This is a genomic window from Streptomyces sp. NBC_01176 (assembly GCF_045039825.1).
In the GTDB taxonomy this organism is placed as follows: Bacteria; Actinomycetota; Actinomycetes; order Streptomycetales; family Streptomycetaceae; genus Streptomyces.
In genome coordinates this window covers 10,040,693-10,066,985 of the sequence record NZ_CP108600.1, presented here as the reverse complement: position 1 = coordinate 10,066,985, position 26,293 = coordinate 10,040,693, and the positions used below count along the sequence as shown (strand labels likewise).

General features: G+C 72.0%; 24 protein-coding genes. 16 read left to right on the top strand and 8 right to left on the bottom strand.

Annotated features, from left to right (window positions below):
* Positions 1–511 precede the first annotated feature (511 nt).
* Positions 512–1,927: a DEAD/DEAH box helicase gene (locus OG199_RS43405; protein ID WP_405827149.1), complete on the top strand. Its 1,416-nt coding sequence runs from the start codon at positions 512–514 to the stop codon at positions 1,925–1,927.
* Positions 1,928–2,223: 296 nt separating this feature from the next.
* Here OG199_RS43405 and OG199_RS43400 read toward each other — a convergent pair whose 3' ends face one another.
* Positions 2,224–2,700, bottom strand: coding sequence for an Rrf2 family transcriptional regulator (locus OG199_RS43400; RefSeq protein WP_356806522.1), 477 nt, complete (start codon positions 2,698–2,700; stop codon positions 2,224–2,226).
* Positions 2,701–2,858: 158 nt separating this feature from the next.
* Between OG199_RS43400 and OG199_RS43395 the strand changes: the two genes are divergently transcribed.
* On the top strand, positions 2,859–3,590 hold the full coding sequence (locus OG199_RS43395; RefSeq protein WP_356806521.1) for an NAD(P)H-binding protein: 732 nt from the start codon (positions 2,859–2,861) through the stop codon (positions 3,588–3,590).
* Between the two features lie 107 nt (positions 3,591–3,697).
* Positions 3,698–4,438, top strand: a complete 741-nt coding sequence (locus OG199_RS43390) for a class I SAM-dependent DNA methyltransferase (RefSeq protein WP_405827152.1) — start codon at positions 3,698–3,700, stop codon at positions 4,436–4,438.
* A gap of 127 nt (positions 4,439–4,565) precedes the next feature.
* On the opposite strand, the gene OG199_RS43385 is transcribed toward OG199_RS43390, so the two are convergent.
* Together OG199_RS43385 and OG199_RS43380 are read right to left on the bottom strand one after the other, a co-directional pair.
* Positions 4,566–5,279 carry a LysR substrate-binding domain-containing protein gene (locus OG199_RS43385; protein WP_356806518.1) on the bottom strand — a complete coding sequence of 238 codons (714 nt, stop codon included), beginning with the start codon at positions 5,277–5,279 and terminating at the stop codon, positions 4,566–4,568.
* Positions 5,280–6,383: 1,104 nt separating this feature from the next.
* Positions 6,384–6,872, bottom strand: a complete 489-nt coding sequence (locus tag OG199_RS43380) for a GNAT family N-acetyltransferase (protein ID WP_356806516.1) — start codon at positions 6,870–6,872, stop codon at positions 6,384–6,386.
* Between the two features lie 509 nt (positions 6,873–7,381).
* Here OG199_RS43380 and OG199_RS43375 point away from each other — a divergent pair.
* The 11 genes from OG199_RS43375 (at position 7,382) to metK (ending at position 17,705) form a co-directional block, all read left to right on the top strand.
* Positions 7,382–8,746, top strand: coding sequence for a TrpB-like pyridoxal phosphate-dependent enzyme (locus OG199_RS43375; protein ID WP_405827155.1), 1,365 nt, complete (start codon positions 7,382–7,384; stop codon positions 8,744–8,746).
* Between the two features lie 54 nt (positions 8,747–8,800).
* Positions 8,801–9,772, top strand: a complete 972-nt coding sequence (locus OG199_RS43370; protein ID WP_356806514.1) for a DMT family transporter — start codon at positions 8,801–8,803, stop codon at positions 9,770–9,772.
* Positions 9,773–9,963: 191 nt separating this feature from the next.
* Positions 9,964–10,665: a response regulator transcription factor gene (locus OG199_RS43365; RefSeq protein ID WP_356806512.1), complete on the top strand. Its 702-nt coding sequence runs from the start codon at positions 9,964–9,966 to the stop codon at positions 10,663–10,665.
* A 358-nt stretch (positions 10,666–11,023) separates the two neighbouring features.
* A complete protein-coding gene (locus tag OG199_RS43360) occupies positions 11,024–12,475 on the top strand; it encodes an AMP-binding protein (RefSeq protein WP_405827157.1) in 1,452 nt (483 codons plus the stop codon).
* Positions 12,472–12,732, top strand: coding sequence for an acyl carrier protein (locus OG199_RS43355; RefSeq protein ID WP_356806509.1), 261 nt, complete (start codon positions 12,472–12,474; stop codon positions 12,730–12,732). The genes OG199_RS43360 and OG199_RS43355 overlap by 4 nt, the downstream gene beginning before the upstream one ends.
* Positions 12,733–12,780: 48 nt before the next feature.
* Positions 12,781–13,158 (top strand): ectoine synthase, encoded by a 378-nt coding sequence (locus tag OG199_RS43350; RefSeq protein ID WP_168525108.1) that lies wholly within the window; start codon positions 12,781–12,783, stop codon positions 13,156–13,158.
* A gap of 20 nt (positions 13,159–13,178) precedes the next feature.
* On the top strand, positions 13,179–14,345 hold the full coding sequence (locus OG199_RS43345) for an acyl-CoA dehydrogenase family protein (RefSeq protein WP_351724610.1): 1,167 nt from the start codon (positions 13,179–13,181) through the stop codon (positions 14,343–14,345).
* Between the two features lie 25 nt (positions 14,346–14,370).
* Positions 14,371–15,090 carry a transglutaminase-like domain-containing protein gene (locus OG199_RS43340; RefSeq protein ID WP_356806506.1) on the top strand — a complete coding sequence of 240 codons (720 nt, stop codon included), beginning with the start codon at positions 14,371–14,373 and terminating at the stop codon, positions 15,088–15,090.
* A 121-nt stretch (positions 15,091–15,211) separates the two neighbouring features.
* Positions 15,212–15,730: a hypothetical protein gene (locus OG199_RS43335; protein WP_356806504.1), complete on the top strand. Its 519-nt coding sequence runs from the start codon at positions 15,212–15,214 to the stop codon at positions 15,728–15,730.
* Positions 15,731–15,754: 24 nt separating this feature from the next.
* Positions 15,755–16,453, top strand: a complete 699-nt coding sequence (locus OG199_RS43330) for a nucleosidase (RefSeq protein WP_405827161.1) — start codon at positions 15,755–15,757, stop codon at positions 16,451–16,453.
* A gap of 40 nt (positions 16,454–16,493) precedes the next feature.
* Positions 16,494–17,705: a methionine adenosyltransferase gene (gene metK / locus OG199_RS43325; protein WP_351724618.1), complete on the top strand. Its 1,212-nt coding sequence runs from the start codon at positions 16,494–16,496 to the stop codon at positions 17,703–17,705.
* 147 nt (positions 17,706–17,852) lie between these two features.
* On the opposite strand, the gene OG199_RS43320 is transcribed toward metK, so the two are convergent.
* Complete coding sequence (locus OG199_RS43320) at positions 17,853–19,217, bottom strand: acyltransferase (RefSeq protein WP_405827164.1); 1,365 nt, start codon at positions 19,215–19,217, stop codon at positions 17,853–17,855.
* 312 nt (positions 19,218–19,529) lie between these two features.
* On the opposite strand from OG199_RS43320, the gene rfbH reads away from it, so the two are divergent.
* Positions 19,530–20,831 (top strand): lipopolysaccharide biosynthesis protein RfbH, encoded by a 1,302-nt coding sequence (rfbH, locus tag OG199_RS43315; RefSeq protein WP_351724623.1) that lies wholly within the window; start codon positions 19,530–19,532, stop codon positions 20,829–20,831.
* Here the strand turns inward: rfbH and OG199_RS43310 are convergent.
* Positions 20,815–22,062 carry a macrolide family glycosyltransferase gene (locus OG199_RS43310; RefSeq protein ID WP_405827166.1) on the bottom strand — a complete coding sequence of 416 codons (1,248 nt, stop codon included), beginning with the start codon at positions 22,060–22,062 and terminating at the stop codon, positions 20,815–20,817. The genes rfbH and OG199_RS43310 overlap by 17 nt on opposite strands.
* Before the next feature lie 86 nt (positions 22,063–22,148).
* Entirely contained in the window at positions 22,149–22,736 is a 588-nt protein-coding gene (locus tag OG199_RS43305; RefSeq protein ID WP_351724626.1) for a dTDP-4-dehydrorhamnose 3,5-epimerase family protein, read from the bottom strand.
* 207 nt (positions 22,737–22,943) lie between these two features.
* Between OG199_RS43305 and OG199_RS43300 the strand changes: the two genes are divergently transcribed.
* A complete protein-coding gene (locus OG199_RS43300) occupies positions 22,944–23,927 on the top strand; it encodes an NAD-dependent epimerase/dehydratase family protein (protein ID WP_405827168.1) in 984 nt (327 codons plus the stop codon).
* A gap of 365 nt (positions 23,928–24,292) precedes the next feature.
* Here the strand turns inward: OG199_RS43300 and OG199_RS43295 are convergent, their stop codons facing one another.
* Both OG199_RS43295 and rfbB read right to left on the bottom strand, forming a co-directional pair.
* Complete coding sequence (locus OG199_RS43295; protein ID WP_351724630.1) at positions 24,293–25,081, bottom strand: AfsR/SARP family transcriptional regulator; 789 nt, start codon at positions 25,079–25,081, stop codon at positions 24,293–24,295.
* Complete coding sequence (gene rfbB, locus OG199_RS43290; protein ID WP_356807687.1) at positions 25,075–26,085, bottom strand: dTDP-glucose 4,6-dehydratase; 1,011 nt, start codon at positions 26,083–26,085, stop codon at positions 25,075–25,077. Before rfbB ends, OG199_RS43295 begins: the two co-directional genes overlap by 7 nt.
* Positions 26,086–26,293: the final 208 nt, after the last annotated feature.

Genomic DNA, 26,293 nt, shown 5'->3' with positions numbered 1-26,293 from the left:
GGGACGGGTCCAACTCGTCCGGCACCTGCACGACGTGACGAGCTCCGTGAGTACTTCACCGCTGTGACCAACCAGTGCGCACCGGGCAGGCACGACCCACGTGACGGACAGCATGACGATGACCGACTGGTTCCGCACCATGCTGCAAGCCCTGGACCGCTGAACCACCCGCCCTTCTGGGGCGGCGCAGCCGCCCCCGGGCGCCGCCGTGGTCGGGTCACCAGCGGGTGGATACGTCGTCATGCCCCAACCGGCCAACCGGCCAGCCGCCGGCATCAACACGCACACCCGCTGTCGTCACACCTGCTCGTGTCGCGGGGTGGGCCTGCCCCGGCCCGGCCGGGAGGCGCACGGTCGTGCGGGCGGCACACACGCACCGTGTCCCTTCGGGGCGGCGGGCGGGCGGGGTGCCGCTGGTAAAATGGCGGCACGCTTCGATGTCGCCGGGGTCCGTACCGAAAGGGGTACGGGCCCCGGCGCGTTTCGGGCGTCGTATCGAGGAAGGTTCCCCATGAACGCGAAGCCGCCAGTTTCTGGACTCCCCCGTGCCGGCGAGCACCGGTCGGCGGCGGTGCCGCAGGGTGAGCTCCCGGTGCCGCAGGCGGTCTCCGCCGGTCTGCCGCCGGCCGCGTCCTTCGACGCGCTCGGGCTGCCCTCGGAGCTGGTGGGGGCGATGAGCGGCCTGGGGGTGACGGAGCCCTTCCCGATCCAGGCGGCGACGCTGCCCAACGCGCTGGCCGGCCGGGATGTCCTGGGCCGGGCGCGGACCGGTTCCGGCAAGACGCTGGCCTTCGGGCTCGCGCTGCTCGTGCGGACGGCGGGTCTGCGCGCGGAGTCGAAGCGGCCGCTCGCACTGGTTCTGGTGCCGACCCGGGAGCTCGCGCAGCAGGTGAGCGATGCGCTGGAGCCGTACGCGCGGACGCTGAACGTGCGGCTGGCGACGGTGGTCGGCGGTCTGTCGATCAACCGGCAGACGGCGCTGCTGCGCACCGGTGTCGAGGTGGTCGTCGCGACGCCGGGACGGCTGGCCGACCTGGTGTCGCGGCGGGACTGCCAGCTGGGCCAGGTGCGGATCACGGTGCTGGACGAGGCGGACCAGATGTGCGACCTGGGGTTCCTGCCGCAGGTCTCGGAGATCCTGGACCAGGTCCGCGGCGACGGTCAGCGGCTGCTGTTCTCCGCCACGCTCGATCGCAACGTCGACCAGCTGGTACGGGGGTACCTGCACGACCCGGTCGTCGTCTCGGTCGACCAGGTGGCCGGCTCGGTCGCCACGATGGAACATCACGTGCTGAACGTGCACGGCGCCGACAAGTACGCGACGGCGACCGAGATCGCGGCGCGGGACGGCCGGGTGCTGATGTTCCTGGACACCAAGGCGGCCGTGGACCAGTTCACCCGGCATCTGCGGGCCAGCGGTGTACGGGCCGCCGCCCTGCACAGCGGGAAGTCGCAGCCGCAGCGGACGCACACGCTCGCCCAGTTCAAGGCCGGTGAGGTCACCGTGCTGGTGGCCACCAACGTCGCCGCGCGGGGCATTCACATCGACGCGCTCGACCTGGTCGTCAACGTCGATCCGCCGGCCGACGCCAAGGACTATCTGCACCGGGGCGGGCGTACGGCGCGTGCCGGGGAGTCCGGGAAGGTGGTCACCCTGGTCACCCATGGCGAGCGGCGCGAGGTGAACCGGGTGATGTCCGAGGCCGGTATCCGGCCGACGGTCACGCAGGTGCGTTCCGGTGAGGAGGCGCTGACGGCCATCACCGGGGCGAAGCGGCCGCCGGCCGGGGCGAAGGGCGGCGGCCATGTCCCCTTCGCCGGCCTCGGTTCGCGTGCGGGCCGTCCGGCCAAGGAGTCCCGCAAGGCCGCCGAGGCCCGCAAGGTCGCGGAGGCCCGCGCGGCGGCCCGGACGCGCAAGGGGCGCTGACACCGGGGCCCTGCCGGGCCTCTACCCGGCTCTGCTGGGGTGGCCGTGGCACGTACGCGGCCGGCGGGCGCCCGCACGGCGGCACGGCGCCCACACGGCGGACGGGCGGCGGCACAGCGGACGGGCGGTATGCCGCGGGCGTAGATCGCAGGGGGCGGGCGGGCGCAGGCCGCGGGCGTAGATCGCAGCGGGCGGGCGGGCGCAGGCCGCGGGCGTAGATCGCAGCGGGCGGGCGGGCGCAGGCCGCGGGCGTAGATCGCAGCGGGCGGGCGGGCGCAGGCCGCGGCGTGGTGGTTCTATCCCTCGGGCGTGGTCAGCCAGGTGGCGACGGTCTTCAGTGCGCCGGGGCCGGAGTCGGAGCTGACGTTGCGGGCCAGGTCGGCGACGGAGACGGATCGCAGGGCGTTGCGCCAGGCGGTCTCGGCGTCGGCCATGGCGCGGCTGATGGCGCAGGGGGCGGGGCAGGACTCGGGCGGGGCGGCCAGCGGGCCACGCTGGCGGATCTCGGTGCAGACGAAGGCCGGGCCGGGTCCGTCGACGGCCTCGACGACGTCGAGGACCGTGATCTGTGCGGGGGAACGGGTGAGGACGTAGCCGCCCGCCTTGCCCTGGACCGACCGGACGAGGTCGGCGCGGGAGAGTGCCTGGAGCTGTTTGGCGAGGTAGCTGGGCGAGACGTCGTGCAGTTGTGCCAGCCGTGCGGCCGGTACCGGTTCCTCCACCGAGGTCAGCACGACACAGCAGTGCAGTGCCCATTCGACCCCGCCCGACATCTTCACGGCTTCACTCTAATCCACCCCCGCTTGACTCGGACATCAAGTGTCCGAGTATTATCCCGGACATTGAATGTCCGAGTAGGCGGCATGGAGTGCGTACGCGTCTCTTTGGCTATATAGCGGACATAAGCCATCAAAGAAGGGCAGGACGGGTCATGAAGATCGCGGTCATCGGCGGAACCGGGCTCATCGGATCGCAGGTCGTACGGGACCTGAACGCGGCCGGGCACGAGGCGGTCCCGCACTCGCTGTCCACCGGCGTCGACGTCCTCACCGGCAAGGGCCTGGACGCGGCGCTGGAAGGCGCCGACGTGGTCGTCAACCTGACCAACTCCCCGACCTTCGACGACGCCTCCCCCGCGTTCTTCCAGACGTCGATGGACAACCTCCTGGCCGCGGCCCAGCGAGCGGGCACCGGGCACTTCGTCATCCTGTCCATCGTCGGCGTCGACCAGGTCCCCGAGCTGGACTACTACCGCGCCAAGACCCTCCAGGAGGACCTCCTCAAGGCCGGCCCCGTCCCCTACTCCATCGTCCGCGCCACCCAGTTCATGGAGTTCATGGACGCCACCCTGTCCTGGACCGCCGACGACGACACCGTCCGCCTGCCCCGCACCCTCCTCCAGCCCGTCGCCGCGGCCGACGTCGCGGCCACCGTCGCCGACGTCGCGGCCGGATCCCCCCTCGACGGCACCCTCGACCTCGGCGGACCCGACACCTACCCGCTGGACGAGATCGGCCGCATCACCCTCGCCGCCAAGGGCGACAAGCGCCCGGTCACCGTCGACGACACCGCCGGCATGTTCGCCGTCCCGAAGGGCGACGTCCTCACCACCAAGGAAGGCGCCCGCATCGCCGCCACCCGCTACACCGACTGGCTGAAGTAGACCCCGCGGGCCCCCGCCAGGGGCTGCTCGGGTGGACCTTCCCCAAGGCCCCCGTCCGCGGGGAAAACGGCGCGCGCCGGCCGGCCCGCGGGCGGTACGGTCCCCAAATGCTCGATGACGACGGCTACTTCGGAGAATCCATCGCGGCCGGCTACGACGACTCGGCCGCGGACATGTTCCAGCCGGGCGCGGTCGATCCGGCGGTCGACCTGCTGGCCGAGCTCGCCGGCGGCGGCCGGGCGCTCGAGTTCGGCGTCGGCACCGGCCGGATCGCGCTGCCGCTGGCCCGCCGCGGGGTCCCGGTGCACGGGATCGACATGTCCCGGGCCATGGTCGCCCGGCTGCACGCGAAGCCGGGAGGCGACGCCGTCGGGGTGACGATCGGCGACTTCGCGACGGCGGAGGTGCCGGGCACGTTCGCGGTGGCGTACCTCGTCTTCAACACGATCAACAACCTGACGACGCAGGACGCCCAGGTGGACTGCTTCCGCAACGCCGCCGCCCATCTGGACCCCGGCGGCCGCTTCGTGGTCGAGGTGGGGGTGCCGGACCTGCGCCGGCTGCCGCCGGGACAGAACGCCGTGCCGTTCCACATCAGTTCGACCCGCTGGGCGTTCGACACCTTCGACGTCGCCACCCAGGCGATGAGTTCGCACTACGTCACGATCACCGACGGGCGCGCGGAGCACTGGTCCCTCCCGTTCCGGTACGTGTGGCCGGCCGAGCTGGACCTGATGGCGCGCCTCGCCGGGCTGCGGCTGCGCGACCGGTGGGAGGACTGGACACGGGCACCGTTCACCGGCGAGAGCACCCGGCACGTCTCGGTCTGGGAGAAACCCGCCGCCTGACCCGGCCGGGCCGGACCCGCACCCGGCCCCGGGAGCGCGCGCCCGCACGGCCCCGCGCACCGGCCCGGTCCGGGCCGGTGCGGCACCGCGGGGGCGGCGCGGGTGGGACGCGCACCACGCATGGGCCTCACCTCGCGCCGCCCGCCTGCCGTACGGGGTCGGTCCCGGTCGCCTGCGGCAGCCACGTGGCACCCGCCTGGGCGGCCCGGATGAAGGCGCGTACGTGGGCGGGCAGGACGGCGCCGTTGAGCCAGGCCAGGGCGATCGGCGCGCTGGGCAGGTCGCTCACCGGGACGGCCCTGATCCGCGGTGACAGGCCCGCCTCGACCGAGCGGAAGGAGAAGTGCAGGGCCTGCGTGGTGGTCAGGGTGCGGGTCAGCGCGTCCTGGGTGGTGAGGGTGTGGACGCGGCGGATCGGTGTCCCGGCGGGGGTGCGCGGGGGCACGATCAGGTCCCACACGGACTCCGGGAAACCCTGCGGCCGGTCGAAGGCGTCATAGGAGGCGGCCTCCTCGACCGACACCGTGTCGCGGGAGGCGAGCGGGTGGTCCGTGCCGACGAGCACGGCGCGGGCGTCGAAGCCGACCGGCGGGCCCACCGCGATGTCGTTCTCGTGCGGGCTGTACTTCACCAGCATGACGTCGACCCGGCGGGTGCGCAGCTGTGTGAACGACTCGCGGACGCTGGAGGGGACCAGGACGAAGTCCTCGATGCGGGCGCCGGTGCGGGCGATGACGCCCTTGGCGAGGTCCGGTGTCACGTGTATGCCGAAGCGGATCGCGGGGGCGTCGGTGGTACCGAGGCCGCGGGTGGTCGGCTCGGGGCCGGTCAGGTGAACCATGTCAGAGCTCCTCGGTGAGGCGGCGTTGATGGGGAGGGCTGGGGGTGCGCCCAGGGAAGTGCCGTGGGGCACCCAGGAAGTGCGGTGAGGGCACCCGGGGGTGCGGTGAGGGCACCCGGGGGTGCGGTGAGGCGCCGTACGCCGGATCGCGGCGCGGTGCGTACGGCGGTGAGCGTGCGTCCGCGGGCCGCCGGGCGGAGTACCGGACGCGGCGTCAGCCGGCCGCCGGGGCCGGTCGGTCCGGCCACGACGGCTCCGGCCGCGCAGGCGGCCGAGGCGGCCGAGGCGGCCGAGGGGGTGGGTCCCCCGGGCGCCGGTGACCCGCGCGGCGGGGTGGTGCGCGTCGCGGCCGGCGCTCCCCGGCCGCGACGGCGAGGCGGTCCGGCCGTGCGCCGCCGTCCGGCCATGCACGGCCGTGCGGCCGTGTGCGCCGGCGCCTTCGGCGCGCATCGGTGAGCGAACGCCCGCCCGTCCTGGTGCGGGAGCGGGAGCGGGCCGCCGGCACGGGGCACCGGGTGAGGGTGGCGGTGCGGTGGGCGGCCGTACGCGGGCCGGGTGCGGCCGGTGGCCGCCGGAGAGCGCGGCGAGCGGGGCGGGAGCGGGTGGGCGGAGTGCCCGGGAGCGGCCCGGCGGGCTCGCGTGGAGCGGGTGCGGTGCGGCGGCGAAGGGCCGCGCGGCGGGTGTGCGGTCGCCGGCTGCCGTCACGCACCGGCCGGCGGCATGCGGGCACCGCTGGGCCGTGTGCCCCGCCCGGTGTCCGTGGTCCGGGCGCACGCGGGCCGCCCGGTTCCCGGTGTCGGTACATCCGGGAATCCGGTGGCCGCCCGGTGTCAAAAGGCGGGAGGCAGCGCGTGCGCGGGAGGACATCCCGGTGGCCAGGGCCGCTGACGCCGGGTCAGAGACCCGGTGCCCGGACGGGTTCGGCCTTGTCCCTGTCCCGCGGTCTGCCCGGCCGGCCGGTGCACCTCGCGGCGGCACCGCTGACGCTCAGTGGTGTGCTCATGCCGTCAGCCTCACGGGTCGGGAGCACCGCGCGACAGCCGGGAGGGGCACATCTAATAATTCACTTACGGATCGCTTCCCGTTCGGACGGTGCGAGGTGGGTCAGGCCTGGCGGCCGAGGTCGGCCAGCGGCTCGCCGGAGAGGCGGAAGACGGTCAGTTCCTTGCCCTGGACCGAGGGGATCTCCGCGCCGAGCGACCGGTAGAAGGCGGCCGTCGGTTCGTTGGTGACCCTCCCCCACCACTGCATGTGGCGGTAGCCGCGTGCGACGCACAGGCCGGCGAGGGTGCTCAGCAGGGCCGTGTCGAAGCCGCGTCCGACCGCGTCCTCGCGGACGTAGATGTCGTCGATGTGGATGGCGGTGCCGCGCCAGGTGCTGTAGACGAGGGCCCACAGGGTGTAGCCGACGATCTCGTCGGTCTTGTCGTCGACGGCGAAGTGGGCCCAGGCGACCGGGTCCGGGCCGAACAGGGCGCGGCGCAGTTCGTCCTCGTCGGTGCTGATCTGCTGGGTCGCCTCCTCGTTCTCGGCCATCCCGTGCACCATCGTGTGGAGCAGCGTGAGGTCGTCGGCGGTGACTGGACGAATCATGTGTGCCATCCCCTGGGTCCTGGTGGTCCGATGAACCGGCCGCGTGGGTGCGGCGGGCGGGCCGTGCGGCGTCGGGGTGCCGCGGCGGCCGGGCCCCGGGGGCTCAGGTTCGCACGCGTGTGCAGATGCCATGGATCGGTCGCGAGGGGAACTGGTGGAATTCCCAGACTTTGCCGTGCGTGCTTCCCGCAGGCGGGGTTGGGAGGTAAATACGGGGGTGGTCGGGAGGGTTCGCGTCGTCCGTCTCAGGATTACCCTCGAATGCGGGTGGCCAAGCTGGCGGGGAGATGCTTGTACCACATGGCGGGCCGGGAGGAAAAGTCCTGTCGGGCTTCGTCCTGCTCTCCCGGGACGTTCCATTGTTTTCCCTACCACCTGCCTGCCGAGGTATCGGGTCGGTGGCTGTGGCGGCCAGAATTCATTGTCCGGAGGCGGCCTGCAGGTGTGGTGACACAAGAGCCCGGCGGTCGCGTGGCCGGAGTGACGATTCAACGCGCAGAGAGGCAGCCATGATAGAGCCGGTACGGTTCGAGCTCAGCGCCCGGGACATTCCCGAGACCTGGTACAACATCGCCGCCGACCTCGACTATGTGGCGCCGGTGTTGAGCCCGGCGACCGGCAAGCCGGTCACTCGTGACGAGATGACCCGCACGATGCCGGAGGCGCTGGTCGACCAGGAGCTCAGCAGGGAAGCCGAGTTCGAGATCCCCGGAGAGGTGCGGCAGTTCTACGCCCGGTGGCGGCCGGCGCCGCTGCTGCGTGCCCGTGGTCTGGAGAAGGCCCTGGACACGCCGGCGCGGATCTACTTCAAGTACGAGGGTGTGGCGCCGACCGGCAGCTTCAAGCCGAACTCCGCGATTCCGCAGGCCTATTACAACAAGCGTGCGGGCCGTACCGGTCTGATCGCGGAGACCGGTGCGGGCCAGTGGGGCAGCGCGGTCGCGTTCGCCGCGTCCCTGTTCGGCATGGACGCCAAGGTGTTCATGGTGAACGTGAGCTTCCAGCAGAAGCCCTACCGGCGGGCGCTGATGGAGACCTTCGGGGCGAGCTGCACGCCGAGCCCGAGCATGGAGACCGAGGCCGGGCGTGCGGTGCTGAAGGAGAACCCGGACCACCCGGGCAGCCTGGGCATCGCCAAGTCCGAGGCGCTGCAGGTCGCCTTCTCCGACCCGCGCTGGGGCTACACCCGCGGCAGCGCGCTCAATCACGTGTGTGCGCACCAGACGGTGATCGGGCAGGAGGCCATCCTGCAGATGGAGATGGCCGGGGACTACCCGGACATCGTGGTCGGGTGCGCGGGCGGCGGCAGCAACCTGGCCGGGCTGTCGTTCCCGTTCCTGCGGGCGCAGTTGCACGGCGGGCCCAGGATCCGGTTCATCGCCGCCGAGCCGGCCGCGTGCCCCTCGCTCACGCAGGGGCGGATCGCCTACGACTTCTCCGACACCGCCGGGCTGACCTCGCTGACCCGTACGCACACGCTGGGCCACCAGTTCGTGCCGCCGTCGGTGCACGCGGGCGGGCTGCGGGCGCACAACATCGCTCCGCTGGTCAGCCGGGTCGTGGAGGAGGGCCTGATGGAGGCGGTGGCGCTGCGTCAGCGTGACTGCTTCGAGGCCGGTGTGCTGTTCGCGCGTACCGAGGGCATCGTGCCCGCCCCGGAGTCGACGCACGCGATCCGCGGCGCGGTCAACGAGGCGATCCGGTGCCGTGAGGAGGGGGTGGGCAAGACCATCCTGTTCGGCCTGTCCGGGCACGGAAACTTCGATCTGAGTGCCTACGACCGTTATCTGTCCGGCAGTCTCGCCGACGACAGCATCGACCCGGGCGCCCTCGAGCACGGGCTGGAGAGCATTCCCAAGCTGGTGAACGCCTGACGCAGCCCGGCCCGCCCGCAAGCAGGAGCACAGGAGAAGGGACGGGACGATCCCGTGAAACGTGTCAGCGCCGTGCAGTTCGTGGTCCTGGGGGTCATCTGGGGCTCCAGTTATCCCCTGATCAAGGTCTCCGGCGAGGGGCTGAATCCGGGGCAGCTGGTGCTGGCCCGGCTGGTCCTGGGGGCGGTGGTCCTGATCGGCATCGGTGCGGTGACGGGTGCGGGGCTGCCGCGCTTCGGCTTCGTGTGGGTGCACATCACCGTCACGACCGTGCTGGGCATGGTCGCGCCGTTCCTTCTCCTCGCGTGGGGTGAGCAGCACACCAGTGCCGCCATGGCCGGTGTGCTGACCGGTGCGACTCCGCTGCTGACGCTGGGGCTGGCCACGGTGCAGCTGCGCAGTGAGCGGGCGACGGCGCGCCGCAGTGCGGGGCTGGTGCTCGGCTTCGCGGGCATCGTGCTCGCCATCGCGCCCTGGAACGGGGCGACGGGTACCGCGGGCGGCGAGATGGCGTGTCTGGCGGTCGCCGTGATCTACGCGGGGCATGCGGTGTTCGTCCGCAAGTTCCTGTCCGACCGCGGTATCTCCCCGATGTCCTCGGCCAGTGCGCAGGTTCTGGTGGCGCTGGTCATCCAGGCGGCGCTGGTGCCGTTCCTGGGCTGGCGCACCCCGTCGTTCACCTGGTCGGTCTCCCTGAGCATCGTGCTGCTGGGGGTGTTCGGCACGGGGCTCGCCTATGTGCTCTACAACCGGCTGATCGCGGACATCGGTGCGACCGGTGCCTCCGCGGTCAACTATTTGGTGCCGTTCATCAGTCTGGTGGTCAGCGCCGTCTTCCTCGGGGAGCGGTTCAGCTGGAACGTGCCGGTCGGCGGTGCGGTGATCGTGGTGAGCATCCTGCTCGGCGAGAACCAGCTGTCGCGGCTGGGGCGGCGTGCGGTCGTCACCGGTCCCGAGCCGGAGTTCACGCCGGCCGCGGTGGCCGTGGGGGCGCAGCCCTCGGGTGAGGCGGGGCGCGTTCCCTGACCGTGCGGGCGCGCCACGGTGCCGCCGGGCGGGGTGCAAGTCCCCGTGCGTGAGCGGCGGGCCGGGGCCGCGGGCCGTGGTGGAACGGATCCGGTGCGCGGCGCGCACAGCCGGGTGCGCGCCGGGATCGGCGCGTTCACGAGCCGGGGCACCTGTGGCCCCGGTGCCTCATCCAGGAAGTTTGGAGGTTGATGTCGCAGATGGCCGCCACCGGTCCCTCTACCCGACCGATCCGGATCGCCGTTCTGGCCCGCCGGCCGCTGCTCGTCACGGCGCTGCGTGCCCTGATGGCCGCGGAGGCGGAGCTGGAGGCGGTCGGGGTGGCCGATTCCCGGCCGCAGCTGCTGCGTCTGCTGGACGAGCAGGAGCCGCGGGTCGTGCTGATCGACGACTCCGATCCGGGCTGGGAGACCGGTGACATCCTGCGGGCGGTCGTCGGGCGGGCCGGCGGGGTGGCGGCGGTGGTGCTCGTCGACCAGTGCGTGGACGAGACGGCGCTGGAGCATCTGCGGGCCGGGGCGGACGGGTTCGTGCCGCTCGACGCGGCGCTGAGCGAGATCGCCACCGCGATCCGCGCGGTCTCGGACGGGTACGCGGTGCTGCCGCCGCCGCTGACGCGCCGGCTGGTGGATCTCCTGGTCCGGCGTGGGCCGGCGCAGGCGGTGGTGCCGCAGGTGTCGACGCTGACGTCGCGGGAGCGGGAGATCTTCGATCTGATCGCGGCGGGCATGTCCAACAGCGAGGTCGCCCAGGCGCTGGTGCTGAGCGAGAAGACCGTGAAGTTCCATGTGTCCAACCTGCTGCGCAAGCTCGGTGTGCGCAGTCGTGCGCAGGCCATCGTCCGTGCGTGGGACCGGGGTGTTCTGGCCGGCCCGCAGGGCGGGGGTTTCTAGGTTTCCGCGCTGTCGCCGAAACGGGTGCGGGATTTTCTGGAATATGTGTGTCACCGCTGTTGTGGCGGATCCTCGTCGTAGGCGGTCCGGGCCGGGTGCAATTCGCGGTCCGGGCCGTCTCGATGAGGTTTTCTGTTTTCAGGATCGGGTCGGCGGTAATGCGCCCGAGATGCCTGTCACAGTTTATCCGCTGCGTTCCGTGCGATCCGGTCCGGATGCAGGTCCAAAGAACGGGTACAAAACCCGGCCGCTAGTCCGAAGAAATTGACGGGGCGGCGCCGTCAGAATGTTCGTGACGGTATATCCGGTCGGAGGACTCGATGGCTCGGGTCCGCCGATTTTCGATCAATGGGGAGTCATGTCCAGATCGGTGGCGGCGGACGTCGCAGTGCGTGCGAGGCAAAGCCCGGACGATCCGGCGCTGCTGTTCGGCGGCGCGCGGGACGAGGTCGTCACGTACGCCGAACTGGTCGGGGCGGCGGAGCGGATCGGTGCCGAACTGGCCGGCCGGTATCCCGACACCCGCCGCCCGCTCGCGCTCCAGGCGTCGAAGTCGACCGTGGCGATCGCCACGGTCCTGGCCTGCATGCAGGCCGGACGGCCGCTGCTGCTGGCCTCCACGGAACTCGGCCGGGAACTCCTGGCCGAGCTGGTCGAACGCAGCGGCTGTCAGGCCGTCCTGGGGGTCGTCGAGGAGCGTCTGACGCACCGTCCGGTGGCCGGTGACGCGCAGGGCGGGACGGTGCTGCCGCAGAACACCAGCCTGCTGCTGACGACGTCCGGTTCCACCGGCATCCCCAAGCTCGTTCCGCTGGGCGCAGCCGGCGTCGACGCCTTCACCTCCTGGGCGGGCAGCGCGTTCGCGCTCGGCACCGGTACGCGGGTGCTGAACTTCGCCCCGCTCAACTTCGACCTGACCCTCCTGGACATCTGGGGGACGCTGCGGCACGGCGGCTGTGTCGTACCGGTGGACCACGACCGGTGCGTCGACACCAGGTACCTGCTGGCTCTGCTGGCGAGCACCCGGCCGCACGTCGTGCAGGCGGTGCCGATGTTCTTCCGTCTGCTGACCGAGGCGGGCAGCGCCTCCGGGTTCCCGGGCGTGCGTGAGCTGCTGCTGACGGGTGATCATGTGCCGCGGTCGGTGCGGGCCGGACTCGCCCGGCTCTTCCCGGCGGCGCGGCTGCACAACGTGTACGGCTGCACCGAGACGAACGACAGCATGATCCACACCTTCTCCGCCGCCGAGGCGGCCGACCGGGAGGTGCTGCCCCTGGGCAGTCCGCTGCCGGGCGTGCTGGTGGAAGTGGTGGCCGACGGCGCGGTGCTGCGGGGCGCCGGCAGCGGCGAGCTGCTGGTCTCGACGCCGTTCCAGAGCGCCGGGTATCTCGGTGAGGCGGGGGCGAAGGACCGGTTCGTCGTGCGCGGTGACCGCGTCTGGTACCGCACCGGTGACGTGGTCACCCGCTCGGCCGGCGGTGAACTGGCCCTGGTGGGCCGCACCGACTCGCAGGTCAAGGTGCGTGGTGTGCGGATCAACCTGGAGGAGGTCGAACGGGTCCTCCAGGGCCACGGTGGCGTCGCCGAGGCGGCCGTGGTGGCCGTGCCGCACCCCGTCTCGGGACGTGCACTGCACGCGTTCGTCCGGCGCAGCGACGACGCGGTGACCGGACTGCAGCTGCGCAGCTACTGCGCCGCCAAGGTCAACCGGGCGGCCATTCCCGCCGCCTTCCACCTGATGACCGACCCACTGCCGATCGGGCCCACCGGCAAGGTGAGCCGTCGCCTCCTCATGGAGAAGATCGAATGACCATCCAACGCGACATCACCGCGCACATCGTGGCGGAGTACCTGCCCGGCACGCCCGTCTCGGAACTGGACCCGTCCTACGACCTGCTGGAGAACGGGGTGATCAGCAGCCTCGATCTGCTGCGGCTCATCGAGTGGCTGGGTGACCGCTTCGACATCCCGTTCGCCGACCTGGAGATCTCCCCGGACGACTTCCGGTCCGTCGCCGCCGTCGAGAAGGTCGTCCGCCGTTACGCGGGCGCCGCCGCCCCCGAGTAACCCCCCGCCCCCTCGCACCTCCACTCCCCAGGAGAAAGAAAGGAAACCATGTTCATTCGCGAGAAGTCGCAGGTCACACCGGTCGAGTGGGGAAGCGGTCCGAGTCACCGCCTCCTGGTCGAAGCGGACAACATGGGCTTCGGCATCTGCCACACGGTCGTCCGCGCGGGCACGAAGTCACGGCTGCAGTACCGGCGTCACCTCGAGGCGTGCTACTGCATCTCCGGCTCGGGCCGTGTCGAGGCCGCCGACGGCAGCGTCGCGCAGGACCTGACCCCCGGTGTGCTGTACGTCCTCGACGAGCACGACGCCCACTTCCTGATCGCCTCCCCCGACCAGGACATGGAACTGGTCAGTGTCTTCAACCCGCCGCTGAAGGGCGACGAGAGCCACGCGCTCAGCGACGAAGCCTTCTCCCAGTACTGAGGATCGGACACTCCCCCGTCATGATGCGCTGGAGCGAGGAACAGCAGGAACTGCGTGAGGCGATCGGCGCCGTGGCCGCGAAGCTCGGCGCCGACCATCTCGAACGCGACCAGGCCGGCACGTTCGACCGGGACGGCTGGCAACGACTCAAGGACGTCGGCCTGTTCGGGCTGCCGTTCGACCCCCGGCACGGGGGGCTGGGCAAGGACCTGCTGACCACCGTCCACGTGCTGGAGCAGCTCGGCCACGGCTGCCAGGACTCCGGGCTGAACTTCTCGGTCTCCACCCACATGGTCAGCACCGGTGTCCCGCTCCAGCGGTTCGGTTCGTCGGCGCTCAAGGCCCGCTACCTGCCGGAGATCTGCGCCGGCACGATGATCGGCGCGCACGCCATCACCGAGCCCTCCGGCGGTTCGGACGTGATGGGGATGCAGACCACCGCCGTCCTGGACGGCGACGACTTCGTCCTCAACGGGAGCAAGTCGTTCATCAGCAACGCCTCGATCGCGGACGTGATCGTCGTCTACGCCCGTACCGGCGCGCCCGGGGATCTGGCCGGGATCACCGCGTTCCTGGTGCGCCGGGACTCGCCGGGGCTGTCGGTCGGCAACCCCATCTCGAAGATGGGGCTGCGCACCTCGCCGCTGGCCGAGGTCTTCCTGGACGACGTCCGGGTGCCCCGCGATCACGTGGTCGGCAGCAAGGGCGCCGGGTTCCTCATCTTCGACCACGTCATGAAGTGGGAGATCCTGTGCGGCTTCGGGATCAACGTCGGGGAGATGCGCCGGCGGCTGGAGCGGTGCGTGGAGTACGCCCGTACCCGTACCCAGTTCGGCTCGGTCATCGGCGCGAACCAGTCGGTCGCCAACATGATCGTCGAGATGCGGATCGACCTGGAGACCTCGCAGAAGTGGATCTACGACACCGCAGAGAAGGTGCAGTCCAAGGCCGACGCCGCCAGTGACGTCGCGATGACCAAGCTGGTGGTGAGCGAGGCGAACGTGCGCTCCGCGCTGAACGCGATCCAGGTCTTCGGCGGTTACGGCTACGTCAGCGAGTACGGAGTCGAGAAGGACCTGCGGGACGCCGTGGGCGGGCGGATCTACTCCGGCACCTCGGAGATCCAGCGCCAGCGCCTGGCCACCCTCATGGGCCTGAACCGCCCGCTCAGGCCCGCACAGGCCTGAGGACCCGGAAGGAATCCCGAGAGACATGGCAGAGAACACCGGTGCCGCCGCCGCGGCCGGCACCGCCACCGAGACGGCCACGCTGGCCGCGACCGAGTTCCTGGACCACCGCTCGCCCACCGTCCGCGCGTTCGTCGACAAGGCCCTCGCCCGCGCGAAGGAGAGCGAGAGCGACACCCAGAAGGCGATAGCCCTCTACTACGCCGTCCGGGACGGCATCACCTACGAGGTGTACGGCGCCGACCTGACCCGGCACGGACTGAGCGCGACCGGCGTGCTGGAGAAGGGCTTCGGGTTCTGCGTCCACAAGTCCATCCTCTACGCGGCCGCGCTGCGTGCCGTGGGCATCCCGAGCCGGGTCTACTACGGCGACGTACGCAACCACCTCGCCTCGCCGCGGCTGCGGGAGCTGGTCGGCGGGGACGTCTTCCGCTTCCACAGCCTGACCGTGGTCAACCTCGACGACCGGTGGGTGAAGGCGACCCCGGTCTTCAACAAGCTGCTCTGCCGGCTCTACAAGATCAAGCCGCTGGACTTCGACGGCCGCACCGACAGCCTGTACCACCCGTTCGACGAGGACGGCCGCCGGCACATGGAGTTCATCCACGAGCACGGCTCCTTCGACGACGTTCCCTACGACCTGGTGGTCGGCGGGATCCAGCAGGCGCACCCGCAGCTGTTCGCGAGCGCGCACACCACCGTCTCCGGATCGCTGGCCGACGAGGCCGCGACCGCGACGGTCTGAGACGGCGTCCGGTGCGGCCCCACCCGGTCTCCCCCGCCGGGCGGCCGCACCGGACCGCCCCACCGCACCCGCAGGCACCCGCACGCACGCACCACGCACCCCCACAGGAACGGAGATCGCTGTGTCGGCAGCGGCAGGAATCGTCGACGACCTCACCGGATACGCCGAGTACGCCGGCTGGTCGCACACGCTGCACCGCAGCCGTCCCGGAGGACACCTGGTGCTGCCGGGCGCCTACCTGAAGTGGTACGACATCCGCGGCGCGGAGCAGGACGCGACGCCCGCGGTGAGCGACCGGGCCCGGGTGTTCCTGCGGGCCGAGGAGGCGGCCGGACGGCTCGCGTTCCGCAAGGAGTTCGGCTACGTGCTGCTGCACCGCTGCGGCGACAACTTCTTCATGCAGGTCTGCGTGTGGCGGGACCGCAACGAGCTGGTCCAGGCGATCTACGCCGACACCGGCGGCGGCTTCCGGCCCTACGAGCAGGAGCCCGGCCTGCAGCTCGCCGCCCAGGACGTCGTCGAACTGGATGTGACCGGGCACGAGCGGCGTGCCTGGTCGCTCTACCTGCGATCGGCGCGCGACACCGCCGCGAAGCGGGCCTACCTCGACGACTTCGACACCGAGCGCCCGGTGGGCTGACGACTGCGAAAGGCAGGAAGCGCCGTGTTGCTTCACCCGGTCACCGACCACGCGTTCCACCCCCGCCTCACCGGTGAGATCCGCTCCGACCGTCCGCTGATCGTCGCGGCCGTGGAAGAGGAGGCGGCCCGCCTGGACGACCGGTTCCCCCTCCTGGTCACCGGGATAGGAAAGGTCAACGCGGCGGCGGCCCTCGCACTCACCCTGTGCCGGGGCGAGCGTCCCCGCGAGATCGTCAACCTGGGCACGGCCGGGGCGCTGAAGGAGGGCCTGGCGGGCGTCCACGAGATCTCCCGGGTCGTCCAGCACGACCTCGACACGGCCCTCCTGCACAGGATCAGCGGCCGCGTCCACGGTGCTCCCCTCACCGTGGACGCGGGCCGCGGCCCCACCCTGGCGACCGGGGACACCTTCGTCACGGACTCCGCCGTCCGCGACCGGCTCGCCCTCGAGGCCGACCTCGTCGACATGGAGGGCTACGCCGTCGCGACCGTGGCACAGCACCTCGGCATCCCCGTACGCCTCGTCAAGTTCGTCAGCGACAGCGCCGACGACGACGCGCACACCACCTGGCCCGAGGCCCTCGACCACGCCGCCGGGATCCTGGCCGGCTGGGTCGGGGAGCACATCGCCTCGCCCCGCACGCCCCGCCGTCTGCCCCGCCGCACCCGCACGTCCGTCACCTTCACCGTCCACCCGCTGTCAGCGCCCCACGCCGCATAGGGCTGCACCGCCGACAGCCCCTCGCACCCAAGGGAGCGCTGTGTCTCACCGCCTGTTCACTTCGGAGTCCGTGACAGAGGGACACCCCGACAAGATCGCCGACCAGATCAGCGACACCATTCTCGACGCCCTGCTGCGCCAGGACCCCACCTCACGCGTGGCGGTGGAGACACTGATCACCACCGGGCTGGTGCACGTGGCCGGCGAGGTCGCGACCACGGCCTACGTGCCCATCGCCCAGCTCGTCCGGGACAAGATCCTGGAGATCGGCTACGACTCCTCCGTCAAGGGCTTCGACGGCCTGTCGTGCGGGGTGTCCACGTCGATCGGTACGCAGTCCCCCGACATCGCCCAGGGCGTCGACTCCGCGTACGAGAAGCGCGCCGGGGACGGGGACAGCGACGACCTGGACCAGCAGGGCGCCGGCGACCAGGGCCTGATGTTCGGCTACGCGACGGACGAGACGCCGGAGCTGATGCCGCTGCCGATCCACCTGGCGCACCGGCTGTCGCACCGGCTGTCGCAGGTCCGCAAGAACGGGACCGTTCCCTACCTGCGCCCCGACGGCAAGACGCAGGTCACCATCGAGTACGACGGCGACCGGGCGGTCCGGCTGGACACCGTCGTGGTGTCCTCGCAGCACTCCGCGGACATCGACCTGGACTCCCTTCTCGCCCCGGACATCCGCGAGTTCGTGGTGGAGCCGGAGGTGCGGGCGCTGGCGGACAACGGCATCAAGCTGGACACCGAGGGCTACCGCCTGCTGGTCAACCCGACCGGCCGCTTCGAGATCGGCGGCCCGATGGGCGACGCCGGCCTGACCGGCCGCAAGATCATCATCGACACGTACGGCGGCATGGCCCGCCACGGCGGCGGCGCCTTCTCCGGCAAGGACCCCTCCAAGGTCGACCGCTCCGCCGCGTACGCGATGCGCTGGGTCGCCAAGAACGTCGTCGCCGCGGGTCTCGCCTCGCGCTGCGAGGTCCAGGTCGCCTACGCCATCGGCAAGGCGCGGCCGGTCGGCCTGTTCGTGGAGACCTTCGGCACCCACACGGTCGACGTCGACCGGATCGAGAAGGCCATCGACGAGGTCTTCGACCTGCGCCCGGCCGCGATCATCCGCGATCTCGACCTGCTGCGCCCGATCTACGCGCAGACCGCCGCGTACGGCCACTTCGGCCGCGAGGGCGACGCCTTCACGTGGGAGCGCACCGACCGCGTCAACGCCCTGCGCACGGCCGTCGGGCTCTAGGCCGCACATCGTCCTGTCAGGGTCAGGGAGGGCGTCCGGCCGCGCCCTCCCGCACACACCAAGGGCCCGGCATCCGCGGGGATGCCGGGCCCTTGGTGTGTGTTCCCGCGGGGCGCCACCGGGCGGCCGGGGCCGCCGGGCAGCGGCTCAGCCGTGGGGCGCGTACGCGTGCAGCCGCTTGGTCCACTCCGGTGCGAGCAGTGCCCGCGCGCTCTCGCGCGGGACGCTGAAGTGCACGTCGCGGCTGTCGTCGTCGGCCGGTGTGGGGGTGACCAGGAGTGTCCAGGGGACGGGGCTGGAGGGGAACTCGAACCAGAACGGCCGTCCCGCGCCGAAGTCGATCTCGTAGACGGGCAGCCGGCTGACGTTGTTGATTGCGACGGTTCCCCCGAAGGCGTCCAGGGCCATGCGGCTGAGGACCAGGTGGGTGCGGCGGGCGTCGCGCTGGGCCTGCAGGAAGGCGACCTCGTCGCGGACCCGGCCGGCGGTGACGCCGTCGACGGCCCGGCGGACGGTCGCGACGGTGTCGGCGAGGGAGGCGGCGCGCAGTTCCGCGGCCGGCAGCTGCGGGGTGACGTTGGTGACGGCGTTGCCCCAGTATCCGTCGGGCAGGGCCGCGCGCAGGGCGGAGCGCAGGCCGACGACCATGCCGAGGCGCTCCACGCTGTCGTCGGGGCGCGCCCGCAGCTCGGCGAGGACCTTCCACAGGTGGGCGCTGAGGGCGTCGCCGCTGGAGACCCGCAGGCCGCTGCCGGCGAGCGAGGCGCGGGCGTGCTCCTTCAGTGCCCGTATCTCGTCGGCGGCGAAGCGCAGGGTGACGGTGCGCACGCGCCGCGCACCGGCGTTGACCCGGAGGATGAAGCGGGCCTTCTGCGGTCCGGACACCAGGGCGTACTGGGTGCTGTGTCGTGCGGCGTCCGGGGCGGCGCCCTCGGCGACGCCGTCCAGGAGGGTGCGGGCGTACGGCGCCGCGCGGTGCTCCTCGCCGTGGTGGACGCGCGACCAGTGCCGCAGGAAGTCGAGGTACCCCGCGCCGTCGACGATGCTGTGGTTGATCGCGATGCCGAGGACCGAACCGCCGCCGCGCATCTGGGTGACGCGCACGGTCAGCAGCGGGGTGTCGTGCCCGACGATCCGGAAGGCGCTGGCCTTGTGGAGGTAGGAGCCGATGTCGTCCTTGGCCGAGCGGCCGAGTCCGTACGCGGGCATGGGCCGGTCGCTGTGGCTCTCGGTGAACGGGACGCCCGCGTCGCTGCAGACGACGCTGAGCCCGCGGTCGTCGTCGCGGACCAGCCGTCCGGTCAGCAGCGGGTAGTGCGCCAGCGTCGCGGTGAGCGAGGCGCGCAGCGCCGCGGCGTCCAGTGTCCGGCGGTAGTAGAAGGTGCGCGGGGTCGCGAACGTGCCGGTCATGAGGTCGTAGACACTCAGGCGCACGCGTTCCCCGGTCGCTTCGCCGGCGCGGACGGTGACGGTGTGGTGCCGTGTCCGGGACGCGGCTGAAGAGTTGTTCACTGTGCCTCACTGGAATCGGCCTGCGGGCGCGCCTGTTGACCTGGCACTCCAGCGTTCCGCGGAGCGGGCGAGGAAATCCCTAGTCCTCGCCCGCGGGCCGTCGCCGGGGGGTGCGCGGTGTCCAACGGCCGTGCGCGGGGCCGGTTTTGGTGGATCCCTAGACTTGTCCGGCAGCGCTGGGCACGCCGGTGCGCGGTGTGTTGGGCTGGGCTTCCCGGCCGACAGATCCCGGTCCGGGGACCCCGCTCGCACTTCCTGCCGTCGCGGCCACGGCTCCGTCCCCGCCGGCAGCCACAGGGAGGCCACCAGCCGATGGGCAACGACAAGACAGAGATCCTCGACCTGGTACGCGAGTACCACCGCAGCAACGCGTCCTCGGGATTCGTGCCCGGTATCACGTCCGTCATGGCCTCCGGTGCCGTCCTCGACGAGGAGGACCGCGTCGCGATGGTCGAGGCGGCCCTGGACATGCGGATCGCCGCCGGACCGAGCTCGCGCAAGCTGGAACGCGCGCTGGCCAAGTACTTCGGCCTGCGCAAGGCGCATCTGACGAACTCCGGTTCGTCGGCGAACCTGCTGGCGCTCAGCTCGCTCACCTCGCCCCAGCTGGAGGACAGCCGTCTGGTGCCGGGCGACGAGGTGGTCACCGTGGCCGCCGGGTTCCCGACGACCGTCAACCCGATCCTCCAGAACGGTCTGGTGCCGGTCTTCACCGACATCGAGATCGGCACCTACAACCCGACGCCGGAGCGCATCGAGCAGGCGATCGGGCCGCGCACGCGGGCGATCATGGTGGCGCACGCGCTCGGCAACCCGTACGCCGTCGAGGAGATCGCGCAGATCGCCGACGACCACGGCCTGTTCCTCATCGAGGACAACTGCGACGCGCTGGGCAGCACCTACAAGGGCCGTCTCACCGGCACGTTCGGGGATCTGGCGACCGAGAGCTTCTACCCGGCGCACCACATCACGATGGGCGAGGGCGGGGTGGTCCTGACGGACAACCTGGCGCTGGCCCGCATCGTGGAGTCCATGCGCGACTGGGGTCGCGACTGCTGGTGCGAGCCGGCCGAGGACAACCGGTGCTTCAAGCGGTTCGAGCATCAGATGGGGACGCTGCCGGCCGGCTACGACCACAAGTACATCTTCTCGCACGTGGGCTACAACCTGAAGTCGACCGATGTGCAGGCGGCCCTCGGGCTGCAGCAGCTGACGCACATCGACGAGTTCGGCAAGGCCAGGCGCCGCAACTGGGCGCGGCTGCGGGAGGGCCTGGACGGTCTTCCGCACCTGATCCTGCCGGAGGCGACGCCGGGCAGCGACCCGAGCTGGTTCGGTTTCGCCATCACCGTCGTGCCCGGGGCCCCGTTCGCGCCGGGGGCGCTCATCGACCACCTGGAGTACAGCAAGGTGGCCACCCGGCGCTTCTTCGCTGGCAACCTCACCCGCCACCCGGCGTACGAGGGGCGGGAGTTCAGGGTCAGCGGTCCGCTGACCAACAGTGACATCACCACCGAGAGCACGTTCTGGATCGGTGTCTTCCCCGGCCTGACGGACGAGATGATCGACTACAGCATCTCGACGGTGAGCGAGTTCGTCACGCTGCCCCACTGATGCCGGCCGGCCGGCCCGTGCGGTGCCGGCGGTGCCGCGCCGCCCAGCCCTGAAGGGTGTCGGCGGCGCGGGGGGCACCGCCGGCGTCGCGGACCGCGGCGCGCATCCGCCGCAGGGCGGCGGGGGTGCGCGGGTCGGCCAGCAGCCCGTTCACGGTGTGGGCGAGGAGGTCGGCGTCGAGGCCGGTCCGTGACAGGGTGCGGCCGACCCCGCACTGCTCCAGCCGCTCGGCGCTGAGACCGAGTTCGTGGGCGCGCGGGATGGCCACCACGGGCGTGGCGAAGTACAGGGCCTCCATGAGGCTGCCCATGCCGGCGTGGCAGACCAGGACGTCCGCGTGCGGCAGCACGGCCGGGTGCGGCAGCCACTCGTGGACCTCGACGTGCGGGGGCAGCGGCCCCAGCTGTGCGCGGTCGGCGCCGTGGCCGAGCGTCATCACGACGTGCCAGGAGGCCGGGTCGAAGGCCTGGGCGCAGGTGCGGAAGAAGTCGCCGCGGTCGCCCGACTCGGTGCCCAGGGACACCAGCGCGGTGCGCCGGCCGTCCGCCGGCGGCGACCAGAGGCCGGCCGGGGCCTCGGTGACCATGGGGCCCACGAACGCGAAGCGGTCGTCGAAGGTGTCGCCCTCGATCTGGAAGTCGCGCGGCAGGAAGACGAGGTTGTGCTCGTCCCACTCGGTGCCGTAGCGGCTCATCTCGTCCAGGCCGATGCCGTGTTCGCCCATGAACCCGATGAGGACGCCGGCGCCCTTGGCCATCACCGGGTCGGCCCGGTCCCACATCTGGGCGCGCAGGGAGAAGGTCTCGTTCGCCGCGTGGCTGGGGAACATCTGCACCGGCAGGGCGTCGAGGAGCCGGGCGGCGACCCGTCCGGCGGCCACGTTCTCGAAGTCGTAGAGGACGGCGTCCGGGGGGTCCTGGGCGAGCGCGGTCAGGGCGGCGGGGAACACGGTCTCGATGGTGTCCACCAGCAACGCGTAACCCTCCGCGGCCAGTTGGCCGGGGGCCGGGTCGGCGGCGCGATAGAACTCGCCGCGCGCGGAGGTGTAGGTGACGGCGCGGGCGCCCGCCTCCTCGACCAGGCCGGCGTACCGCTCGTCCACGACGTAGGTCACCCGGTGGCCGCCGGCGATGAGCTCGCGGGCGACGCCGAGGCTCGGAGCGACGTGCCCGAAGTCCGCGAAGGGCAGGACGGCGCAGTGGAGCGGGCGGGGGTCGGTGCGGTGCGGCATCGGCTGTTCCTTCGGTACGGCGGCGGCCTGGGACGGTGCGCCCGCGGCCGCCGGGGAGGGAGGCGGGCCCGTCTCCGGGGAACCGGTCACGTGCCGCGCAGCGCCGCGTAGTGCGCGAGGCAGTCCTCGTAGCGCGGCAGCAGGCCGGTCCGGCGGGCGGTGGCGACGGACACGGCCCGGGAGTCCTTGGCCGACATCAGCGGGGTCTCCGACAGCTGCCACGGTAAGTCCAGCTCGGCGTCGAGGGGGTCGATGTCGACCTGGGTGCCGGGGACGAACTCGGTGGAGCACAGGTAGGAGACGCAGGTGTCGTCGGTGAGGGCGAGGAAGCCGTGCACGAGCCCTTCGGAGACGAAGACGCTGTCGCCGGACTCGGCGCTCATCCAGTTCGCCTCGTGCGCGCCGAAGGTGGGCGAGCCGAGGCGCACGTCCACGACGATGTCGAGGATCGCGCCGCGTACGACGCACACGACCTTCGCCTGGCCGGGTGGCAGCAGGGTGCCGTGGAGCCCGCGCAGGGTGCTCCTGCGGGAGACCGAGTAGTTCACCTGCACCAGGGGCACGGGTCTGCCGATCTCCTCGGCCAGCCTGTCGTGGCGGAACGACTCGTAGAAGTTCCCGCGCACATCGCCGATCTTGTGCGGTGTGATGTGGAAAGCGTCCGGCACAGCCATCTCTCGAACCTTCATGGTGGCAGCACCATAGGGCGGGCCGGTAGAGGACCGTTGAAGCGCCGCCCAGGGCACGGTCGAGTCGAACGGTCCTGGAGGGGTCCTCGATCGCCGGGTGCGACAGTGACCGCACAAAACCGACGTCCGCCGCCGTGGCGCACCGGGACGACGTACGGGTGCGGGGCGACCCGGCCCAAAAGGGGGAGCGGCATGACGCTGGTCGGTAGACAGGGAGTGCCCGAAGCGCCGGACGGATCGTCCGGCCGGGTGGTCGTCCTCGGCGCGACCGGCTTCGTCGGCCGGCACGCGGGCGCGGCCCTGGAGGCAGCCGGTCACGAGGTCCTCGCCGTCGCGCGGCAGGCCGCGAAGACACCGGCCTCGTGGCAGTTCTGCCCGATGGACCTGGTCAAGGACGGGCCGGCCGCGCTGACGAGGCTGATCGACGCGGAGCGTCCGGTGGCCGTCGTCAACGCGGCCGGCGTGGCCTGGTCGTCGTCGGTGGGCGTCATGCGGCAGGGCAACCAACTGCTCGTGGAGCAGCTGCTGGCGGCGCTGGACGCCGCCTCGTGGCAGCCGCGGCTGGTGCACCTGGGCTCGGTGCACGAGTACACGCCGCAGCCCGCGGGCGTCCTGCTCGCCGAGGACTCCCCCACCCGCCCGGCGACGGACTACGGGCAGTCGAAACTGCTCGGCAGCCAGGCCGTCCTGCGCTCCGCCCGGGAGGGCCGGACGAACGCGGTGGTGCTGCGGCTGTCGAACGTCATCGGCGCCGGGATCCCGCCCGGCAGCCTGCTGGGCCGGGTGGCGCAGCAGCTGCTCGCCCGGCCGGCGCCGGACGGCCCCGTCACGGTGCAGCTGTCCCCGCTGCGCAGCAGCCGGGACTTCGTCGACGCGAAGGACGCGTCCGAGGCGGTCGTGGCCGCGACGCGGACGCCGCGGGCGCGGGGCCGGGTGGTGAACATCGGCAGCGGTACCTCGCTGCATGTGCGCACCGTGGTCAACCGGCTGATCGCGGCGAGCGGGCGGGCGGTGCGGCTGGTCGAGGACACCGGCGGTACGGTGCGGCCCGCCGCGGACGCGGACTGGATGTGCGTGGACGTCACCGCGGCGCGCGAGCTGCTGGGGTGGTCGCCCCGCCGCGGGCCCGAGGAGGCCGTACGGGACCTGTGGAAGGCGGCGGAGCGCTCCGTCTGAGCGGGCGTGGGCGCGCTGCCGGGCCGCGTACGGACGCGTGGGCGTGCGCGCGCTGCCGGGCCTCGTGCCGGCCGGCGGTGTGCGGACGCGCGGACGTGGGCGCGTGGGCGCGTGGGCGTGGGCGCGTGGGCGTGGGCGCGTGGGCGTGGGGGCGTGGGCGCGTGGGCGCGTGGGCGCGAACGGCAAGGGGCGCGGGCACGGACGCACGGGCATACGGGCACACGGGCACGGACGGCATGGGACACGGGCACAGGGGCACTGACGTACGGGCACACGGGCGCGGGCACAGAGGCGTGGGCACGGCGGAAACCGGTGGCCCGGCCGGCGGACAGCGGGTGTACGGGGCCCGTCCGGCGGCTCCCTGTTCAGCCCGGCAGCAGGCTGAGGTCGGCGGTGGTGACCCGGTCCATGAGGACGTGCTGGCGGATCTGCTGCAGCCCGGCGGAGGGTTCCAGGCCCAGTTCGTCACGGAGCAGCCGGCGCAGCCGCTGGTAGACCTGGAGGGCCTCGCTGCTGCGGCCGCAGCGCTGGAGCGCGATGATGAGACCGCCCTGGAACCACTCGTGGAGCGGGTAGGTGCTGGCCAGTTCCTTGAGTTCCGCGACGAGTTCGCGGTGCTGGCCGAGTCCGAGCCCCGCGGTGATGCGCAGCTCCAGGGCGTGCATGTGGAGCTCCTCCAGACGCAGCGCGTACGCCTGGAGGCAGGGGCCCTGGCCGATGTCGGCGAACGGCTGGCCGGACCACCAGGCCAGTGCGGCCTGGAGGCGTTCGGTGGCGGTGTGGGCGTCACCGGCCTCGATCGCGGACCGTGCCTGGACGGTGAGCCGTTCGAACTCCTCGGCGTCGTAGTCGCCGGGGGCCACCCGCAGGATGTAGCCGGTGGCCCGGGTGACGAGCGGTCCCGTTCCGGCGGCCGTCTCGCTGTCGCTCTGCAGGAGTTTGCGCAGCTGGTAGACGTAGGTCTGGACGGTGGCGGTGGCGCTGCGCGGCGGGGTGCGCTCCCACAGTTCGCCGGCGATTGCGGAGATCGACACCAGGGTGTTGCGGCGTGCCAGCAGCAGGGCCAGCATCTGGCGGACCTTCGGGGCGGTGGGTGTCACGGGCCGTCCGTCCCGGGTCACCTCGAGCAGTCCCAGGGTGCGGAAGGTCAGCATGCGGGGGTCCCGGTCGCGGGCCCGTCGGCCTCGGTGGCGGCGGGCTCCCACCAGTCGCGGTTGTCGCGGTACCAGGCGACGGTCTCGGCGAGGCCCTCCGTGAAGTCCTTCTGCGGCTTGTAGCCCAGCTCGGTGTGGGCCTTGCTCCAGTCGACCGAGTAGCGGCGGTCGTGGCCCTTGCGGTCGGTGACGTACTCGACCTGGTCCCAGGACGCGCCGCACGCCTCCAGGAGGCGTTCGGTGAGCCGGCGGTTGTCGAGCTCGGTGCCGCCGCCGATGTTGTAGATCTCGCCGGCCCGTCCCCGGGTGCGGACCAGTTCGATGCCGCGGACGTGGTCGTCGATGTGCAGCCAGTCGCGCACGTTCATCCCGTCGCCGTACAGCGGGACCTTCCTGCCCTGCAGGAGGAGGCTGACGAAGAGCGGGATGATCTTCTCGGGGTACTGGTGGTGGCCGTAGTTGTTGGAGCAGCGGGTCACCCGCACGTCCAGGTCGTGGGAGCGGTGGTAGACCAGGGCGAGCAGGTCGCTGGCCGCCTTGGAGGCGGCGTAGGGCGAGTTGGGGTTCACGGACTGCTCCTCGGAGCAGGAGCCGGCCGGGATGGAGCCGTAGACCTCGTCGGTGGAGACGTGCACGAAGGTCCCGATGCCGTGCTGCAGTGCGGCGTCCAGGAGCACCTGGGTGCCCATGACGTTGGTGCGGACGAACTCGGCGGAGCTGGACAGTGACCGGTCGACGTGCGACTCGGCCGCGAAGTGCACGACCTGGTCGTGCTCGGCCATGAGGGGGCCGACGACCGCCGGGTCGCAGATGTCGCCGACGACCAGCCGGAACCGGTCGGAGTCCAGGACTTCGTCGAGGCTGGCCCGCTTGGCCGCGTAGGTGAAGGCGTCCAGGACGGTCACCGAGACGTCGTCGGGGCCGAGGGGGCCGAGGAGGGTGCGGACGTAGTGGGAACCGATGAAGCCGGCACCGCCGGTCACCAGGATGCGTGTCTGACTCATCGGGATTGCGGCGCCAGGTACCCCGGTCGGGGTCGCGGTCGACGCCGTCCTCCTTCCTCGTGTGTGCGGTGTGGTGCGCGAATCCGGCCGGTGGGCCGGTCTGTTCGGGGCAGCGTGCCCGGGGCGGTGCGTTCGGGCGGGGCGAGCGCGGCGTGCGTTCGGGGCGTGCGTTCGGGGCGTGCGTTCGGGGCGTGCGTTCGGGGCGGTG